The sequence below is a fragment of the Microcoleus sp. CZ3-B2 genome (assembly GCF_036705055.1).
In the GTDB taxonomy this organism is placed as follows: Bacteria; Cyanobacteriota; Cyanobacteriia; order Cyanobacteriales; family Microcoleaceae; genus Microcoleus.
In genome coordinates, this window is sequence record NZ_JAUBTN010000008.1 from 49,273 (window position 1) to 65,134 (window position 15,862).

Annotated in this window: 11 protein-coding genes; all 11 read left to right on the forward strand. The window is 45.7% G+C overall.

All coding sequences use genetic code 11. The features are described 5' to 3' along the window. Nucleotides 1–168: 168 nt before the first annotated feature. Nucleotides 169–1,485, forward strand: a complete 1,317-nt coding sequence (locus QUA97_RS05305; protein ID WP_333193674.1) for an ABC transporter substrate-binding protein — start codon at nt 169–171, stop codon at nt 1,483–1,485. A 311-nt stretch (nt 1,486–1,796) separates the two neighbouring features. After that, a complete protein-coding gene (locus QUA97_RS05310) occupies nt 1,797–2,705 on the forward strand; it encodes a carbohydrate ABC transporter permease (protein WP_333193677.1) in 909 nt (302 codons plus the stop codon). A gap of 73 nt (nt 2,706–2,778) precedes the next feature. Further along, nucleotides 2,779–3,642, forward strand: coding sequence for a carbohydrate ABC transporter permease (locus QUA97_RS05315; RefSeq protein WP_333193794.1), 864 nt, complete (start codon nt 2,779–2,781; stop codon nt 3,640–3,642). A 262-nt stretch (nt 3,643–3,904) separates the two neighbouring features. Next, nucleotides 3,905–4,987 (forward strand): ABC transporter ATP-binding protein, encoded by a 1,083-nt coding sequence (locus QUA97_RS05320; RefSeq protein WP_194066702.1) that lies wholly within the window; start codon nt 3,905–3,907, stop codon nt 4,985–4,987. A gap of 379 nt (nt 4,988–5,366) precedes the next feature. Continuing rightward, complete coding sequence (locus QUA97_RS05325) at nt 5,367–5,714, forward strand: hypothetical protein (RefSeq protein ID WP_194066701.1); 348 nt, start codon at nt 5,367–5,369, stop codon at nt 5,712–5,714. Between the two features lie 210 nt (nt 5,715–5,924). Then, on the forward strand, nt 5,925–6,074 hold the full coding sequence (locus QUA97_RS05330; protein ID WP_333193682.1) for a hypothetical protein: 150 nt from the start codon (nt 5,925–5,927) through the stop codon (nt 6,072–6,074). Between the two features lie 59 nt (nt 6,075–6,133). Next, complete coding sequence (locus tag QUA97_RS05335; protein ID WP_333193796.1) at nt 6,134–6,358, forward strand: DUF3574 domain-containing protein; 225 nt, start codon at nt 6,134–6,136, stop codon at nt 6,356–6,358. A gap of 163 nt (nt 6,359–6,521) precedes the next feature. Next, on the forward strand, nt 6,522–6,737 hold the full coding sequence (locus QUA97_RS05340; RefSeq protein WP_194066700.1) for a hypothetical protein: 216 nt from the start codon (nt 6,522–6,524) through the stop codon (nt 6,735–6,737). A gap of 436 nt (nt 6,738–7,173) precedes the next feature. Next, entirely contained in the window at nt 7,174–7,683 is a 510-nt protein-coding gene (locus tag QUA97_RS05345) for a hypothetical protein (protein WP_194066699.1), read from the forward strand. Nucleotides 7,684–7,949: 266 nt separating this feature from the next. Next, the gene (locus QUA97_RS05350) at nt 7,950–9,929 is read left to right on the forward strand and encodes an ABC transporter ATP-binding protein (RefSeq protein WP_194066698.1); all 1,980 of its coding nucleotides are present in this window, start codon (nt 7,950–7,952) and stop codon (nt 9,927–9,929) included. Between the two features lie 558 nt (nt 9,930–10,487). Continuing rightward, the gene (locus tag QUA97_RS05355; RefSeq protein ID WP_333193689.1) at nt 10,488–15,806 is read left to right on the forward strand and encodes a PAS domain S-box protein; all 5,319 of its coding nucleotides are present in this window, start codon (nt 10,488–10,490) and stop codon (nt 15,804–15,806) included. The last annotated feature ends 56 nt before the right edge of the window (nt 15,807–15,862 follow it).

A 15,862-nucleotide genomic window follows, 5' to 3' on the forward strand; every position in this document is an offset into this window, starting at 1 on the left:
TCGCGATCGCACTCGTCCAATCCAAATTAGCACTCTTCACTCAACGATTATTAAGTAAGCTAAAGTTTACTTAAATTTTTATTACACAAACTCGCCCAATCCCGTGAAACATCAGAAAGCGAGTTAAGAGAGAAATAAGGCGATCGCACAGGAACTTCTCCCAAGCAAATGCAAAAAATAAATTTTACACCCCAGCGAAGGCAGAAGCATCCCCGTCTTTTCGCCTTAAGCGCCGTCACATTAGCCGCCATCTTGCTGTTATTTATTCTGCCCGCACTGAGTAAGCAGCCCGTAACCCTCACCATGTTAATGCAAGGCCAAGACATTGCTAACTGGAAACCCTTTGTCAAAGAATTTGAACAGAAAAACCGCGACATTCGCATCAACCTCATAGAAGGGCCCTTTGACACAAACCTCGTAGAAAATCTTTACACATCTGCCTTTTTGTTAGGCGACTCGCCCTACGATATCATCAACATGGATATTGTTTGGGTTCCCAAATTTGCCGCCGCAGGTTGGGTGATGGATTTGACAGACAGAATTCCCCCCAAACAACTATCAAAGTTCATTCAAGGTAACGTCGAAGGCGGCCGATATCGAGGCAAACTTTACCGAATTCCCCACGCTTCCGATGCCGGAATGCTTTACTACCGCAAAGACATTTTAGAACAAGCGGGAATTCCAGCGCCGAAAACCTTTGAAGAGATGGCAAAAATCTCTCAAAACTTGCAAAAACAGGGAAAAGCAACTTGGGGTTATTTGTGGCAAGGTAAACAATACGAAGGAGTATCTGCGATGTTTGTCGAAGTGCTCTCCGGTTTCGGCGGCTTCTGGGCTAACCCTCAAACTTTTGAAGTTGGGTTAGACAAACCGGAGGCAATTCAAGCAGTAGAATTTCTCAAAAATACGATCGCCTCTGGCATTTCTCCACCCGGTGTCACTACCTACGGCGAAGAAGAAACCCGGCTGTTGTTTCAAAACGGCAAAGCGCTGTTTTTGCGAAATTGGCCCTATGTTTGGAAGCTAGCAAATGCCGAGGGATCCAAGGTGAGAGGCAAAATTGCGATCGAGCCAATGCTCAGCAGTACGGGTAAAACAGGCGGTTCCTGCTTGGGCGGCTGGGGCTGGGGAATTGCCAAAACCTCAAAACATCCAGAACAAGCGTGGAAAGCAATTAAATACCTTACAAGCGAAGCAACCCAGCGTAAATTTATTTTAGAAACTGGTTTAATTCCTAGCTACAAATCCCTATTTACTAACAAAGAAATAGTCGCCAAATATCCTCACTACCCGCAACTGCTAAAAGTAGTAGAACAGCCAGTTTTGCGCCCGCCCATAGCACAATACGCTCAAGCTTCTGATATTTTGCAGCGCTATTTGAGTTCAGCTTTTACCGGAAGAATGACTGCAGAAGAAGCAATGAAAGCAGCAGCTAGCGAAACTCGCAATTTATTAAGCAGTTTGAAACAATCGAAAGCTTCGTAAAACAAGGAACCTACCGAAGGGAATTCGCCGAAGAGAATTCGCCGAATACAACCAGAATGGAACCCGCCGAATGGAACCCGCCGAATGGAATTCGGGGCTATACAAACAATGTCCGCCTCTGCAGACTGGAAGAACCATGAACTGGGAAATGAGGAAGAAATTAGAGATTCATATCAATTCTGGTAGCACTCATACATGATGTTAAAAGTCAACAGTCAACAGTCAACAGTCAACAATTAACAGCCAACAATTAACAGCCAACAATTAACAGTAAATTTACTATTCCGATACTTACGGATTTGATATCAAATATGCAATTAGACAAAATGCGACAGCGCGAACAAAAAACAGGATGGATATTAGTAGCACCAGCATTGATAATTCTGCTGCTAGTATTTGCTTACCCAATATTGCGCGCTTTTTGGCTGAGTGTATTCACCCAAAACCTCGGTACTGAATTAAAACTGGTTTTTTCCGGTTTGGCTAACTACAGTCGAATGTTAGGCGACGGGCGTTTCTGGCAAACTTTAAGCAATACCGCAATATTTACACTCGCCTCTGTTGTGCTGGAATTAATTATCGGCATGGGCATTGCCTTAGTCTTAAATCAATCTTTCAGAGGGCGCGCGATCGTGCGGACAATTTCCTTACTGCCTTGGGCGCTGCCGACTGCATTGATGGGTGTAGCTTGGGCGTGGATTTTTAACGACCAATACGGCGTAATTAATGATATTTTGATCCGCTTGGGATTGATCAAAAATAGTATTAGCTGGTTGGGAGATCCGACTTTGGCAATGATGGCAGTGATTACAGCAGATGTGTGGAAAACTACGCCATTTGTCAGCCTGCTTTTGTTAGCGGGATTGCAATCGATTTCCGGTGATTTGTATGAAGCCCACGCCATTGACGGCGCGAGTAGTTGGCAGAGTTTCCGTCAAATTACCTTGCCGCTGCTGATGCCCCAAATTGTGATTGCTGTGCTGTTTCGATTTGCCCAAGCTTTCGGCATTTTTGACTTGATTCAGGTGATGACGGGAGGGGGACCGGCGGGGGCAACGGAGACGGTTTCTATCTACATTTACAGCACGGTAATGAGGTATTTAGACTTTGGGTACGGGGCAGCTTTGGTGGTGTGTACTTTTTTGCTCTTGGTTGCAGCAGTGGCGATCGCCGCTTATCTGTTATCGAGAGCCCGCATCAATGCAGCCGGAGGAAACTAAGACGATTTATATTTGGGATTTTGGATTTTAGATAACCAACAGTAGCAATTTCCTTTCATTGGTACAAAAAATTATGTCGATCGCCCGCAAACAATCTAACAAAAAAACCTTTAACATCCGGCAACTAATCTTGCCAATCTCAGCGATATTGATCGCCACATATTTCCTCGCACCCATCATCTGGCAGGTACTGACATCTTTCAAAGTAAATGCAGATATTTCAGCAATTCCCAACGTCTACATACCCAAACAAATCACCTTCGAGCATTACATCTCCTTGTTCCAACGCCGCCCCTTTGCACTTTACATTTTAAATAGCACTTTTGTTTCCATTACTTCCACATTGCTATGTTTAGCCGTAGGCGCGCCCGCAGCTTACGCTTTGGCTCGGTTGCGACTGTGGGGCGAGAGAATCATTTTGGCAATTGTAACGATTGTGACGCTATTTCCGGCGGTGCTGCTATTCTTGGGTTTGTTAGAAATAGTCAAAGCTTTGAGTTTAGGAAATAATTATTTAGCCTTAATTATTCCTTACACAGCTATCAACTTGCCCTTGACAATTTTGGTAATGCGGAGTTTCTTTCAACAACTGCCAAAAGATTTAGAAGATGCGGCAAAAGTTGACGGATACAACACTTTTCAAATGCTGTGGCAAATCGTGCTACCGATGACATTTCCCGCCTTAGTTACAACCGGAATTTTGACATTTATTTCAGCTTGGAACGAGTTTATATTTGCTTTGACATTTATAACTCGCGAATCTATGAAAACAATTCCCGTTGCTACCGCTCAACTCAGCGGGGTGTCAGTCTTTGAAATTCCTTACGGCCCGATCGCAGCAGCCACCGTTTTGGGAACCTTACCCTTGGTGTTGCTAGTTTTGGTGTTCCAGCGGCGCATCGTTCAAGGTTTAACAGCCGGAGCAGTCAAAGGATAGTCAGTAGTCAGTAGTCAGTAGTCAGTAGTCAGTAGTCAGTAGTCAGTAGGTACGGGCGGTGGATCGTGCGTGCGAGCCCTCTTAGTTAGATTCTTCCCTCTTCCTTCGCGCCCTTCGCGCCTTCGCGGTTAGTAATTCTTTCTTCCCTCTTCCCTCTTCCTTCTTCCGACGGACTTACATCCGTTACATCCGTTACATCCGTTACATCCGTTACATCCCGTACATTGCTCGTTGCCGAACTTCCTTCTTCCTTATAAAAATCATGGCAAAACTACAACTAAAAAACCTCAATAAAACCTACAGCCCCAAAGTTGTACCGGTAAAAGATATTAGCTTAGAAGTCAGCGAAGGCGAATTTCTTACCTTGCTGGGGCCGTCGGGGTGTGGCAAATCTACCACGCTGCGGTTGATTGCAGGATTGGAACAGCCAACTCGCGGCGAGATTAGAATTGGCGATCGCAATGTGACTAATCTCAGACCGGGCGATCGGGATATTGCAATGGTGTTTCAAAGTTACGCGCTTTATCCGCACATGACAGTATACGAAAATATGGCATCCAGCCTCAAACTTCGCAAAATCTCCTCCGGCGAAATCAACCGGTTAGTGACGGAAGTTGCAACATCCCTCGGATTGACGGAATTAATCGATCGCAAACCCGGTAAACTATCAGGCGGACAGCGGCAGCGAGTCGCCCTCGGTCGCGCCTTAGTGCGCCAACCAGAAGTATTTTTGCTCGACGAACCTTTGAGCAATCTCGACGCATTATTGCGGGAAAAAGTGAGGGCAGAACTCAAACAATTATTTGCATCACAAAAAGCTCCTGTAGTGTACGTCACTCACGACCAAACCGAAGCAATGACGCTTTCTACAAAAGTCGCAGTTCTCCACAGTGGCACTGTCCAGCAACTAGATCCCCCACACTTAATTTATAACCGTCCTGCCAATCAATTTGTCGCGGGTTTTGTGGGCAGCCCGCAAATGAATTTGTTTGAGCTTAAATGCCAGGGAAATTTTGCGATGTTAGGTAATTTTGGAATTCCACTCCCCAATATGCCAACTGTGCCACCAGAAATTGTGTTAGGAATTCGCCCGGAACACGTCGGTTTTCCAGATGCAGAGGCCGGCAAGATAGCGGCCCCAGAGGCAATTAAAGGTGAGGTTTATTTAGTGGAAAACTTGGGAATGCAAAATTTGGTTAGCGTCCGAGTTAAAGGTGTGGAGTCAGTAACAGTGCGGCTTTTGGTGCCAAATGACCGCCAGTGGAACTCTGAAATTGTCGAGCTGGTTTTGCCGGCTCAGTTCCTGCACTGGTTTGATGTCAGAACGGGCGATCGGCTGCAATAAAAATCGCTCTTGTATAGCGCGATCGAGCTAAATTTGTCTAACTATGTGCTGAATTTTGGTTTTTCGGCTTCTAACTAACTTATGACTTTAGTAAGAGGTACAAGCATTTTGATGCTGTTAACGTGATATTTGTGTTTGAAAAAGCTAGTTGACTCACACATGGGTTTGGTTTTGAAGAGATTTTATCCCTCACCTATGACTCTATTGATGTGCCTAATTACAAGTAACATCATTTCCGGTCGATTGCGGTAAATCGAACGGACAGGATCTAAAAGCTAAGTTCGGCTTAAGCTGGCGTTAGCTGCGGATTTTGGAGCGAGTCAATTAGATGAAAAAATGTTGAAAATTATCGCCAATTAACTGACGGAGTATTACCCAGATGAATTTGATTTCTACAGCGATCGCTCGCATCAATTCCCTGCTGAAGGGCTTTCAAATCAAGAGTTTTTTGAGTGTTGTCTTAGTCGGTTTCATGCTGATGACAACGAATGTTGATGCGGGAAACAGCAACAAAGCTTATAACGCACAAGTCGGTTCAAATGGGGATCTCAACAATCCTGACAGACCTCAAACAACTCGGGAATGGAGACAAGAAGCTCGCGAAACTAAAAACGATCCGGGCGAGAGAGCTCAGAAGATCGGGCAAGAGGCAGGAGCTGCTGTGAAAGAATTTGGGGAAATGTACCAAGACACCGCTAAGAGAAGTATCCGCGAATTAAAGAATTAGGAATAGTTTTTTTGGTGGCAAGGGCCGAAAATCCCGTTCCTAATATAGTGCAAGATGTGCATTTAACCTCACATCTCGCACTATATTTTTAGCTAAATTTAAGTTTTAAATTATTTTAAACGATGTAAGATACAAATTTTATTGGTATTGACAGTTTTGGTGCCTGTATGTTTGCCAGTAGTTTAAGCAACGAAGCGTTAAAAATAATATATGAACAAACATCTTCACAGTCTTGGTTTGACCTGTCTGCTCTTAGTCCTGCCTGTGTTTCCGGCGACAATGGCCCGCGCTAAACTGCCAGAAACTTCCGATCCTAACAGCAAACAAATTTCCTCAAAGATGAACTGTGTTTTGGTTTAACTAAACCGGGAGGCGAGATTGTTTAGGAATCAGAATGGCAGCAGTTTGTCAAGACAGCTATCACCCCTCGTTTTCGGAAAAAACTAACTGTATTAGACGGCTCCGGGCAGCTTTTTAACAGTTCGGAAATTCTGATTATAGAAAAATCAAACATAGTGATTTTAATTTATGAAAATAGCCCCCAAAAAACTAAATCTATTCATGAAATTATTGGCAGTTACAAGCGCAGTTTTCAGCAGGAGTCAGTGCTGCGGACAATCAGCGAAGTTAAGATTTCTTTCTGATGCGATCGGGCAATTAGCGTATTTATGATATTATTTATGGTGAGCGAGGTCATATCCTCAAAGATCAGTAGGGTGCGGGTGCAAGAAAAATCAAAGTTTGTGGGTATCGATCGCACATTGCCTTCCAATCGCTAGAAAAACCAGCCCCGGAGAAAATAAAAATATGACGGACGACGGCAACCCAAAAGCACCAGCGCCCGAAAGCGATGATTCCAAAAATTTTGACGGCATTGCCAAAGCTTTTATTGTGAGCGTAGCTTGGTCTTACGCAGAGGCTTTGGAGCGAACTAAACGCTCGGAAAATCAACAGAAAGCAGCGCAACAATCTCAGACAGAATCTGAAACAGAACAAGTCGATCGCGCTCCTGAACGCAATTAATGAAATAGCATTAATAGCAGAAGGACAAAATTCTCTGGTGCCGCTCCTGAAAGCAACAGTCAGTTAGCTGTTCTGGGTTGAGAACGATCGACTTAGGACAGCGAGCTGTGCCTTTAAAGCCGGATTTGTATTGGATTTTACCACAAAAAAAAACTGACAGCCCGTGATTCTTCAACAAGCTCAAGACAAGCTTTAATCTAGGGATGAGAACCGCGTTGCAGGTTTGAATATCCACCTATAGCGGTTCGATCGCGTGGTGAGGTATGGCCGGCGCGGGCCGGCGCAGGCCTATGCCCACGGAGGTTTATGCCGCATAGTACCTCATACCAGAGCACAGAAAGGCTATATATCTATGTCTAAAAGCAATTAAAACTAAACAATTTACGCTTTTACCGCTAGAGTGTACAAAAGAATAACCAATTTTTAGATCGGTCTCATGTCTAATTCAAAAATGATTGGCAAAGCGATCGCAAGTGGCATTTGCTTCGGCATCCTCGCCAGCTTCAACGCTTCACCGGGCCCGGCATCCGCAGCAGAACCAACAATTGCCGAAGCAGCCGCCCCGGCCGCTAGCAACATCGACCAGCAACTCCTAGGTCAATGGCAAGGTACAGTCCCATCCGGTCAGTCTTTCACCTTCGTCTTCGCCCCAGAAGGCAAATTGTTTCTCATGGCTAAAGGCCCCGACGGACCAGCCCGCGCCAAAGAAATGAGATACAAAGTGAATCTCGGTGAAAAACCGATGCACCTGGATGTTGGCCTCAGCAGCACAGAAACCGTTGAAACTGTTTTTGAGTTGACTCCCGAAGGTCAAATGCGCCTTCAGTTGCAAGGCACCAATCCCGGACAGGCGAGACCTAATTCCTTAAACGAGCAAGCAACCGTGTTTAAAAAGGTCTCCGAGGCCACTGCATTGCCTGCTGACACTCAAGTCATAGGTTTTTGAGAAAATTCCTCTCTGTAAGAAGGCACTTAAGTAGTTCCGACTTGTCAGTTTTGAGTTCGATCGCAGTTTTCCATTCTATGAAATATAGTAGGGACACAGCAGTGCCCTGTCCCTACTACCCGACCATATTTCACTCATCAGCGCGAAAATCGCCATTAGTTAAAAAATTTCTAATTTAAAAATTAAGACTTTCCTCCTGCCTTCTGCCTTGAGCGAGCCCTGCTACAATCCACCTAATCTGTATTTAACTTTTGCCGTAGATATCCATGAGTGAAACCGTCCTCGAAGTTCGCAACCTGCGGGTTGAATTTCCATCTGCGGACGCCGGTGATGCGTCTGCAACAGTCAAAGCTGTTGACGGCGTTTCGTTTGAGGTCAAGCGAGGGCAAACTCTGGGCATCGTGGGAGAATCGGGGTCAGGAAAATCGGTAACATCCCTGGCGGTGATGAATTTGCTGTCGAGTTCGTCAACGAAGATAGAAGGCGAAATTTGGTTTTCTCCGAGCAAAAACGGCGCTAGCCACGGGCGTGTGAATCTGTTGGCCATGCCGGACAGGGAAAAACAAACCTACCGGGGCAGCCAGATTGCGACGATTTTTCAAGAGCCGATGAGTTCGCTAAATCCTGTTTACACGATCGGATTTCAACTCACAGAAGCCATTTGTTTGCACCAAAAGGTGTCGCAGACAGAAGCGCGGCGCAAAGCTGCTTCTCTACTGCAAGAGGTGAAGCTGCTACCGGGAGACGAGGAACTCCGGCAGCGGTGTTTGGGACAGCAAGAAGCTGGTCGGGAGGCCGATCGCGATTTGATGCAGCTCATCAACGGCCAAAAACAAGCTATGCTCGATCGCTACCCCCACGAACTCTCCGGCGGTCAAATCCAGCGCGTGATGATTGCAATGGCCATTTCCTGCAATCCAACATTATTAATTGCTGACGAACCGACCACGGCTTTAGACGTAACCGTCCAAGCCACAATCTTAGCTTTGCTGCGCGAGTTGCGGGACTCTAGAGGCATGGCAATGATTTTTATTACCCACGATTTAAGCGTCATTGCTGAAATTGCCGATACGGTGGCGGTGATGTACCGAGGCAAGATTGTTGAGTGCGCTGCGATCGAACAAATTTTCAGCAATCCCCAACATCCTTACACAAAAGGTCTGTTAGCTTGCCGCCCAACTCTCGATCGGCAAAGGCGCCGCTTACCGACGGTTTCCGATTTTATGGATGTCAGCACAAATGCCAGCGGCGAATTAGTAATTGTCGAGAAAAATATCGATTTAGACGGCGACAGCAGCGGTGGACTGTCCGCTTTTACCACCGGAAAACCGCCCAGACTGCCGAATATTTCCCAGCCTTTGTTAGCTGTTAATAATTTGCGAGTCGGTTTTCCCGTGCAGGGAATGTTTGGCGAAACTAAACGCTTGTTTATGGCGGTAAACGATATTTCTTTTGAGGTTTATCCTGGGGAAACTTTGGGTTTGGTGGGCGAATCCGGCTGCGGAAAATCAACTTTAGCGAGAGCTTTATTGCAATTAATTCCGATCGCCAGCGGTCAAGTATTTTTTGAAGGTCAAGAAATTACTCCTCCTGCGAAAAGTAGTGCGAGAGGGCAGTGGATCGCTAATTATCAAAGGCAAAAAGAGTACGATCGCAAATTGCGGTGGCTGCGGCGCGATTTGCAAATTATTTTTCAAGACCCTTTTAGTTCTCTCGATCCGCGCCTGAGTGTTGGGGCGGCGGTGATGGAACCGATGGTGATTCACCGCTTTGGCAAGAACCAGAAAGAACAGCGCGATCGCGCGGCTTATTTGTTGGATAGAGTGGGTTTGAATCCCGATATTATGCGGCGCTACCCCCACGAGTTTTCTGGCGGACAGCGGCAGCGAATTTGTATTGCTAGAGCTTTGGCTTTGAATCCAAAGTTTATTATTTGCGATGAGTCGGTTTCTGCCTTAGATGTGTCGGTACAGGCGCAAGTTTTAAATTTGCTCAAGGAGTTGCAAACAGAGTTTGGACTGACTTATATTTTTATTTCTCACGATTTGAGCGTGGTTAAGTTTATGAGCGATCGGGCGATCGTCATGAACAAAGGTAAAATCGAGGAAATGGGCACAGCCGAGCGCATTTACCGCCAACCGCAACAAGCTTACACCAAGCAACTTATAGCTGCTATTCCGGCGGGCAATTTGGAACGCATTCGCCAACAGCAATTAGGCCGCGAAGCAGCAGACAAGAGTGCCTAAATCTTCGATCGCGAGGCTGACTGCAGATTAAGACGCATTTACACTGATGGACGCAGATTATTTCAATATCTGTCCGCGATTGGCAATTTTATCGGGAATTGCTCGCCCGCGTACCTCGATAAGATTTGGTTTGTAGTGCGTCCTAGTGTCCGCTTTCGTTCTGCGGATACCAGGACGCACTACAAACCCTTTTTGTTTTGGCAATCGACCGGACATGATATCATTTAACAATGCGCTTCTAATTTACTGTAGATAATTAATTTTTGTGTCGGGACTAGCTAGATTAGGCCAAATGTCCAATGACTCACAGCAATGTTTAGTGCATGATGAGAAATAGACCCTCTAAGCCTGTTGAAAAAACAATTATAAAATAGGTGCGTTAGCTCTTAAAAATAACTGCTAATTGCGTAGATATACTTAATTTGCTTGTGGGAATGCTGAGATTTAGGTAGGACTTACAATACTAAAATTCGTAAATTTAAAATATTTTACACTATTTAAACATTTTTATTGTAAGTTCTCAACAGCCAATATTCCTCTTGATTTTGGAGTGAAAAAATGACAGATTCAGTTCATATCAAAAAAAGAAATAATAAATTGTTGCACTTTCTGCAAATACGGTTGAGAGAAATCACGGCGGCAGAAGTCAACAGAAAACAAAAAACTAAATCCAGAATGCTGTATAAAAAAAACATCAGCTTAGGGACGATCGCCCGCAGCAGCCAATTCTCAGTTTTGATAGTCGTACTGCTGGTACTAAACTGGTGGCTGGTAGCAAGCGGTGCCAGTGGTTTGTACGATCGCCCGATCGCCCTGGCATTTTTGGTAATAGCAAATATTGTTCTGCTGGCCGCAGCAGCGCGATCGCACGCCTCTGCTGCTAAGAAAAACGATCGCCAATCGGGTAAAACCGACGAGGGCGATCGCTTTTTTAGTCTCTCGCCAGATATTTTGTGCGTCATTGGTTTTGACGGTTATCTCAAACGGATCAACCCAGCAGCAGAAAAAATCCTCGGCTATTCCCCAGCCGAAATGGTTGGCAAACTCTTCATTGAATTCGTGCATCCAGACGATCGCCAAGGTACCCTAAAACAAACTGAAAGTATTGCTGCGGGGAATAATACCGTTGGTTTTGAAAACCGCTGGCTGTGTCAAAATGGGTCTTACAAGTGGATAGCCTGGACTGCTAGCCCTGTATGCGAGGAAGAATTGATGTATGGTGTCGGTCGCGACGTTACCGATCGCAAACAAGCCCAAGATTCGCTCCAACACAGCAATTCTATCTTGCGTTCCGTGATAGAAAGCACGCCGGATCTGATTTTTGTCAAGGATATTGAAGGCCGGTACGCGATCGCTAATTCTGCCCTAGCTCAATTTTTTGAAAAACCAGTCGAGGCCATTATAGGCAAAGACGATTCAGCATTATTTCCCCCTGAAATAGCCGCTCAAGTTATCGAAGCTGACCGCAAAGTCACCGCAGCCGGAGAATGTTTGACTTATGAAGAATATATACCAAAAAACGGGGCGGTGCGAACGTTGCTCACAGCGAAATATCCTTGGCGCGACTCTCAAGAAAATATTATCGGCATAGTTGCCATATCTCGCGACATCAGCGATCGCAAAGAAATAGAAGCCGCGCTACTAGAAAAAAACATCCTCTTGGAAAGCGTCATCGAAAGTACAGGTGACAGCATTTTTGTCAAAGATATTCAGGGCCGCCACCTATTGGTAAATTCTCAGGCTGCAGCCATTATTGGCTTGCCAAAATCGGAAATTATTGGCAAAAAAGATGCAGAATTATTTTCGCCGGAGATTGCAGATATGCTGGTGGAAAATGACCGCCGGGTGTGGCAATCTGGGATTGAGGAAACGATCGAGGAAGCAGGAAAAGATAGCGAGGGTAACATCCGAACATTTCTCTCTACCAAAAGTCCTTTGCGCGATCGACTCGGAAACATCATCGGTGTAGTCGGAGTTGCTCGCGATATTGGCGATCGCAAACAAGCAGAAAAAGCCCTGGAAGAAAGCGAGGAACGCTACCGCTGCTTAATTGCAGCCACATCCCAAATTGTTTGGGATACTCAAGCAGCAGGCGAATTTGTCACCGAACAAACAGGATGGAGTGCATTCACCGGAGCGACTTACGACGAAATTAAAGGATGGGGGTGGCTCAATCATGTCCATCCAGACGACAGAGAATATACTGCCAGGATGTGGTCTGATGCACTTGCCAACAGCACCTTATACCAAATAGAACACCGCTTGCTGCGGCACGACGGCGAGTACAGGTACATGAGCGTGCGCGGTGTGCCCCTATTGAACGCAGACGGCAGCGTTCGCCAGTGGGTGGGCATACACTCGGATATTACAGAGAGCAAAATCATAGAACAAGAAATACAGCAGCAAAAAGAATTTTTGGGCAGCATTTATGACGGCGTAGACTACAGCATTTTCGTAGTAGATGTCAGCGAAGACGGAGAATTTCGCTACGTTGGCTGGAACCTAGCAGCCGACTTACTCGGCGGCATCAGCAGCGAATTCGGGCGCGGCAAAACTCCCCAAGAGCTTTTCGATCCAATTACCGCAGGAATGTTCCGGCAGAATTTCATCGAGTGTCTGGAAAAAGGCAGCTCGATTGTCCGCGAATATCCCGCTAGTTTTGACGGTATAGAAGTCTGGTTTATGACAAATCTGACTCCCCTGCGGGATGCCTCGGGCAAAATTTATCGCATTGTCGGCAGTTCCACCGACATTACAGAACGAAAAAAAGCCGAAATCCAATTGCGCGAACAAGAAGAATTTTTAAACAGCATCTATAACGGCTCTAATCAACCTATTTTCGTAATAGATGTCGGCGCAGAAAGAGAGTTTAGCTACGCTGGCTGGAATGCTGCTGCAGAAGCGTCTACAGGTATTTTGAGTGCCGATTTCAAAGGCAAAACCCCAGAAGAAATTTTTCCCCCGCCAATAGCAGCAATTTTTCGACAAAGTTACGTAGATTGTTTGACAGCCGGCAGCTCGATTGCTTACGAAACCAGCGCCGAGTTGGAAGGCGCAGAACGCTGGTATATCGTCACTCTGACACCGCTGCGCGATGTCTCTGACAACATCTACCGCATAATTGGTAATTCGATCGACATTACGGATCGCAAACAAGCAGAAGCAGCCCTGCAAGAGAGCCAGCATTTTGTCGAGCGCATTGCTAATGCAACTCCAAATATTCTCTATGTTTACGATGATATCGAGCATCGAAATGTCTACAGCAACCGCGAACTCGCTGAAACTCTAGGCTATAGCCTCGAAGAAATTGCCACCATGGGCCGCAATCTGTTGCCGACCATTGTCCACCCTGAAGATTTAGCTCAATTTCCCGAATATTTGCAGCAATTAAAAAATACTCCCGACGACGAGGTTGTTGAATACGAATATCGGGTGCGCGACAAACAAAATAATTGGCACTGGTTCGTCAGCCGCGAAATTGTATTTAGCAGAACCGAGTCTGGAAAAATCAAGCAGCGTCTCGGTGCTGCTACGGATGTTACAGAGCGCAAACAAGCAGAACAAAGTTTAGCAGAACAATTGAAAATTTCTTTATTCACAGCAGATATTGGAATTGCTCTAACTCAAAACCAGAGTTTACCTGCAACTTTGCAAAAATGTACCGATGCAGTTGTGCGCCATTTGGATGCTGCGTTGGCTCGGATTTGGACGCTGAACGAACAGGGAGATGTCTTGGAATTGCAAGCAAGTGGGGGGATCTATACTCACATTGACGGCGCTCACAGCCGCATTGCTGTCGGTGAATTCAAGATTGGTTTAATCGCCAGAGATCGAAAACCTCACATCACTAATTCTGTGGAAACAGATCCCCTAGTCAGTGACAAAGAATGGGCCTCGCGAGAAGGAATGGTAGCTTTTGCTGGATATCCGCTAATTGTTGACAATCAGTTGCTGGGAGTAATCGTGATGTTTGCTCGCCATGAGTTGCAGGAATCAATACTAATTGCTTTAGCATCAAGTGTTGATTCGATCGCCTTGGGCATCAAGCGCAAACAAACAGAAATGGCTCTCGCCGCCCAAAAGCAAACTATGAGGACAATTATTGACAACGCTCCGATCTGGGTGTGGATGGCAAATCCTAGCGGGCGGATGTTATTAGTCAATAAAACTTTCTGCGAAGATGTGGCTGTATCCGAAGATCAATTTTTGGCAGCCTCTCACTATTCCGAAGTTTTGGGATTAGAAGCATCTGCTAACTGCATGGCATCGGACGCGCAAGCCTGGAGCCAAGATACTCCCTGTTATTCTGAAGAATTGCTCCAGTTGGCTGACGGCGAGTATCACCACTTGGAGACAATTAAAACTCAGGTAAAAGATGATTATGGCAGGGCGATCGGGTTGATAGGTTTAGGTTTGGACGTTACACAACAAAAAGAATCTCAAAGACAGTTGCAAGAGTCGGAAGCAAGATTTCGCAAATTAGCAGAGCAGGAAATATTGCTGAACCAACTAGCTAGCAATATCCGCAAATCGTTGGATTTAGATACTATTTTGGCAACAACAGTGCAGCAGATTCGCGACTTGCTACGACTCGATAGCTGCGTGTTTGTTTGGTATTCGCCCGACGCATCGCCGCCAGTTTGGGACGTGCAGTACGAAGCAAGAAATGCTGATTCTTCTTCTTCGCTTTTAGGTGTATTTCCTGTTACTGCAACAGGTTCTCAGGCGGAGCAAATTGCTAATTTGGAAATAATTCGGATCGATGATTTTGAGACTGTTACCGATCCAGTCGAGCGGGAGTTTTTCAGTTATATAGGATTCCACTCTCTGCTTAACATTCCGGTTCAAACATCTGCGGGTAAAATTGGAATGATTGGCTGCAGTTCATCTAGCGGAGTGCGGTGTTGGAGCGATGAGGAAGTGGAACTGTTACTGGCGGTGGGCAATCAATTGGCGATCGCCATTAATCAAGCGGAACTCTACACTCAAAGCGTCGATTCAGCCCGGAGCGCGCAAGAACAAACTGCCCAACTCGAAACAACTCTGTGCGAACTTAAGCTTGCTCAAACTCAACTCGTCCAAGCCGAAAAAATGTCCAGTCTCGGTCAGATGGTAGCAGGAATTGCCCACGAAATTAATAACCCAGTCAGCTTTATTTTCGGCAATCTAACCTACACTGAAGAATACACCGGAAACCTAATAAAACTGCTGCAAATGTATCGAGAAGAACACCCAGAACCTTCTCCAAATCTTCAGGAAGAAATAGAGCGGTTAGAACTGGATTTCTTGCTCGACGACTTGCCAAAAATGCTATCTTCGATGCAGGTGGGAGCAACTCGCATCCGGGATATTGTGCGGAGTTTGCGGAATTTCTCTCGTCTCGATGAAGCGGAGATGAAAGATGTTAATATTCACGAAGGCATCGACAGCACATTAATGATTTTAGAACACCGTCTGAAACCTCAGCCAGACCGCGCTGCAATTCAAGTCATTAAAGAATACGGAGAATTGCCGCTGGTGGAATGCTACGCCGGACTGTTGAATCAGGTGTTTATGAATATTATCGCTAACGCGATCGACGCTTTACAATATCCGCCCGAAAATCCGGGAATTATCCGCATTCGTACAGAGGTAGAAGGTAATTTCGCTAGGATCGTAATTGCTGATAACGGTGCAGGTATCACCGATAAAGTCAAGCAGCGGATATTCGACCCTTTCTATACTACAAAACCGATCGGTTCGGGTACGGGAATGGGTTTAGCAATTTCCCATTCAATTATTGTCGAAAAACACAAAGGTAAAATCAACTGTTTTTCGGCGAACGGGAAAGGTACTGAATTTGCGATCGAGATTCCGATTAAAAGAATAGAACAGTGAACTACCAGACGCTGACCACTTAAGTGGTACAGCGCCAGTAGGCAAATTTAGTAGTT

Bases quoted from the DNA above. Each gene is read 5' to 3' on its own strand.
- QUA97_RS05305 (WP_333193674.1), top strand. From the start codon at position 169: ATGCAAAAAATAAATTTTACACCCCAGCGAAGGCAGAAGCATCCCCGT.
- QUA97_RS05310 (WP_333193677.1), top strand. From the start codon at position 1,797: ATGCAATTAGACAAAATGCGACAGCGCGAACAAAAAACAGGATGGATA.
- QUA97_RS05315 (WP_333193794.1), top strand. From the start codon at position 2,779: ATGTCGATCGCCCGCAAACAATCTAACAAAAAAACCTTTAACATCCGG.
- QUA97_RS05320 (WP_194066702.1), top strand. From the start codon at position 3,905: ATGGCAAAACTACAACTAAAAAACCTCAATAAAACCTACAGCCCCAAA.
- QUA97_RS05325 (WP_194066701.1), top strand. From the start codon at position 5,367: ATGAATTTGATTTCTACAGCGATCGCTCGCATCAATTCCCTGCTGAAG.
- QUA97_RS05330 (WP_333193682.1), top strand. From the start codon at position 5,925: ATGAACAAACATCTTCACAGTCTTGGTTTGACCTGTCTGCTCTTAGTC.
- QUA97_RS05340 (WP_194066700.1), top strand. From the start codon at position 6,522: ATGACGGACGACGGCAACCCAAAAGCACCAGCGCCCGAAAGCGATGAT.
- QUA97_RS05345 (WP_194066699.1), top strand. From the start codon at position 7,174: ATGTCTAATTCAAAAATGATTGGCAAAGCGATCGCAAGTGGCATTTGC.
- QUA97_RS05350 (WP_194066698.1), top strand. From the start codon at position 7,950: ATGAGTGAAACCGTCCTCGAAGTTCGCAACCTGCGGGTTGAATTTCCA.
- QUA97_RS05355 (WP_333193689.1), top strand. From the start codon at position 10,488: ATGACAGATTCAGTTCATATCAAAAAAAGAAATAATAAATTGTTGCAC.